5 protein-coding genes are annotated in these 2,769 nt (G+C 65.4%); all 5 read left to right on the forward strand.

Annotation, left to right across the window (positions count from 1 at the left end; all coding sequences use genetic code 11):
- Positions 1 to 518, forward strand: a 518-nt coding sequence (locus AC5DC2_RS22440) for a cupin domain-containing protein (RefSeq protein WP_491700091.1), incomplete at its 5' end; no start/stop codon positions are given.
- A gap of 10 nt (positions 519 to 528) precedes the next feature.
- Positions 529 to 948: a DUF2177 family protein gene (locus AC5DC2_RS22445; RefSeq protein WP_491700092.1), complete on the forward strand. Its 420-nt coding sequence runs from the start codon at positions 529 to 531 to the stop codon at positions 946 to 948.
- A 54-nt stretch (positions 949 to 1,002) separates the two neighbouring features.
- On the forward strand, positions 1,003 to 1,614 hold the full coding sequence (locus tag AC5DC2_RS22450; RefSeq protein WP_491700093.1) for an IMPACT family protein: 612 nt from the start codon (positions 1,003 to 1,005) through the stop codon (positions 1,612 to 1,614).
- A gap of 136 nt (positions 1,615 to 1,750) precedes the next feature.
- Positions 1,751 to 2,086 (forward strand): hypothetical protein, encoded by a 336-nt coding sequence (locus AC5DC2_RS22455; RefSeq protein WP_024709902.1) that lies wholly within the window; start codon positions 1,751 to 1,753, stop codon positions 2,084 to 2,086.
- A 107-nt stretch (positions 2,087 to 2,193) separates the two neighbouring features.
- A partial coding sequence (locus AC5DC2_RS22460; RefSeq protein ID WP_491700094.1) for an AbrB family transcriptional regulator occupies positions 2,194 to 2,769 on the forward strand: 576 nt, incomplete at its 3' end.

Here is a 2,769-nt window from a genome sequence, read left to right on the forward strand (position 1 = left end):
ACAACCCAGGGCCAAACGCGCGAGTCGCCAGGGGAACAACGTCGGCAGCGAGCGCAGTGGCGAACCTGGCGTTCATCGGCGCCTACAGGAGTGCAGTATGGGTCAGCGCGCCCTCAGGCTGCTTGCGGCATGCTGGCGACGGTACTGTGCTGGAGGATGGCCTGTGCATCGGCGGCTCGCTGGAGGCGGTCGAATGGCGCCGCCTCGGCATTGGGGCGGCGCAATACCAGGTGCCCGTCGACGGCGATATCAATGTGCGCCTGCTGCGCGTCGGGCCCGGCCGGCCCCTGCCTGAACACGGCCATGGCGGCCGCGAGCTGACGCTGATCCTGAAGGGCTGCTATCGCTGCGATGGCGAGGCTTTCGGGCCCGGCGACTTCGACGAGGAGGACGAGGAGACGGTGCACGAGCCGGTGGTGACGCCGGATGGCGAATGCATCTGTCTGATCGTGACAGACGCGCCCCTGAAATTCAAAAGCCGGATGATGCGCGTCGTCCAGCCGTTTCTCGGGATCTGAGGAGGCGTCGATGACCCGCTACCTGATTGCCTTCGCCGTCATGGCCGCCTGTTTCTCGGTTCTCGACTTCATCTGGCTCGGCACGGTCGCTTTCAGCTTCTACGAGGCGCATATCGGCCAGTTGCTGCTGCCTTCTCCGAATTGGACCGCCGGTTTAAGTTTCTACTTCATGTACTTGATCGGCATATATTATTTTGTTGTTTATCCCGGCGTGAAAGCGCGCTCCTGGCGCAAGAGCCTCGTCAATGGCGCGGCGTTCGGCTTCATCGCCTACGGCACCTATGACCTGACCAACATGGCAACGCTGAAGGACTGGTCCTGGGCCGTTGTCGGCGTGGACATGGCCTGGGGCACGTTCGCGACCGGCCTGACCGGCTGCCTCAGCACCTTTGCGACCGGGCGGATCATGGCGCGCCGCGCGCAATCTTGACTCGGGCGCGTCCGTGGCGTTCAAACGGCTGACCGTTTCACCACGCAGAATGCCATGTTCAAGCTCACCCGACCCGCGACAGCCGAGCGCGAAATCAAGAAGAGCCGGTTTGCGACCATTGCCGCGCCGATTGCCGACGAGGCATCGGCCAGGGCCTTCATCGCGGAGAATGCCTTCGCCGACGCCAGCCACAATTGCTGGGCCTGGCGGATTGGCGCCGACTATCGTTTCTCCGATGACGGGGAGCCGGGCGGGACCGCCGGCAGGCCGATCCTGCAGGCAATCGAGGGGCAGGAACTCGACAATGTCGTCGTCGTCGTATCGCGCTGGTTCGGCGGCGTGAAGCTCGGCACGGGCGGGTTGGCGCGCGCCTATGGCGGCAGCGCCGCGGAATGCCTGCGCGAGGCGGAAAAGGAAGAGATCATCCCGACCACCGCGCTCGCCGTCGCGATCGCCTTCACCGATCTGGCGCTGGTCGAGTCGCGGCTCGAGGCCTTCGAAGACATCGTCACGGCCGCGCGGGATTTTGACGCAAACGGCGCGGTGTTCCGCCTCGTTGTCCCCGACAAGAGGCTCGTGCCGCTCGCCGAATTACTGCGCGACCTGACGAACGGCCGCGCCGTGATTGATCCGGACATTCTGGCTGATCGCTCCCTTCCCACCTAAAAAAACGCGGTTCCGCCGCTTTCTTCCGCGAGCGCCGGGCCTATTTAGCCTATGGTGATGAGGCGCTGCGGGAACCGGTGTGGTTTGCGCGGCGTTTTGACCGATCGATTTCTCTTTTCCGACAGAGGTGACCTTCATGCGCATGACTGCCCCCATTCTCGCTCTCGCCGTACTTGCCGCCGGCTGCACCCAGCGCTCCGAAACGATCGGCGCCATGCCCGTCTCGCCGGGCGAATACGAGGGCGCGAGCTGCGCGCAGCTCGCTTCGCTGATGGTCTCGGAAAAGGACAGGCTGGAAGAACTCTCGCGCCTGCAGGACGAGGAAATCGTCGGCGATTTCCGGGTGATGGGCGCAAATCTGGGCGCGGTGGCGGCCGAGGGCGCGGGCAACCAGGAAAACGCGATCGCCTATGCCAAGGGCAAGGTCAACGCGATCGACATCGCCATGCGCCGCAAGGGCTGCGCGATGTGAGCATCGCGCCCGGCGCGCGATGATGCGATGCGCCGGGCGGCCTGCCTTGGCGGATCGCATCCTTGTGTGTAGAAGAGGGCGACGCAGCGGAAAAGGCAGAGAATTGCATGACATCGGCAGGCGAACCGGAGGGGGAACGCCCCGAGGCTGAGGCCTCTTCCGGAAAGGCGCGCCGGGCGGCCCCCTGGCTCTGGCCCGGGCTGATCGCCGCCTCCGCCGCCCTTGTCGTGCTGCTTTCCCTTGCCGGCCTTCCGGCCGCTCTGCTGCTCGGGCCGATGCTCTCGGCCATTGCCTTCTCCTTTTTCGGTTTTCGCATCGCCGTGCCGCGCGCGCCCTTCAGCCTGGCCCAGGGCCTCGTCGGGCTGCTGATCGCGCGGACCATGACATGGCCGGTGGTGCAGGAGATCGGCCATGACTGGGCGATTTTCGCCGCCGGGGTGCTGTCCGTGGTCATTGCCGCCGTCGCGCTTGGCTGGCTTCTGGCGCGGTTCCGGGTGCTGCCGGGAACGACGGCGATCTGGGGCGCCTTTCCGGGTGCCGCCACGGTGATGACGCTGATGTCCGGCTCCTTCGGGGCGGATATGCGGCTCGTCGCCTTCATGCAATATACCCGCGTCGTGATCGTCACCGCTGGCGTCGGTGATGATCGTGTACATGCGCGTGACCGACCTCAGATTCCCTCA

This window comes from Martelella sp. (assembly GCF_984369615.1).

Coding starts and splice junctions, on each gene's coding strand:
- AC5DC2_RS22445 (WP_491700092.1), top strand. CDS start 529: ATGACCCGCTACCTGATTGCCTTCGCCGTCATGGCCGCCTGTTTCTCG.
- AC5DC2_RS22455 (WP_024709902.1), top strand. CDS start 1,751: ATGCGCATGACTGCCCCCATTCTCGCTCTCGCCGTACTTGCCGCCGGC.
- AC5DC2_RS22450 (WP_491700093.1), top strand. CDS start 1,003: ATGTTCAAGCTCACCCGACCCGCGACAGCCGAGCGCGAAATCAAGAAG.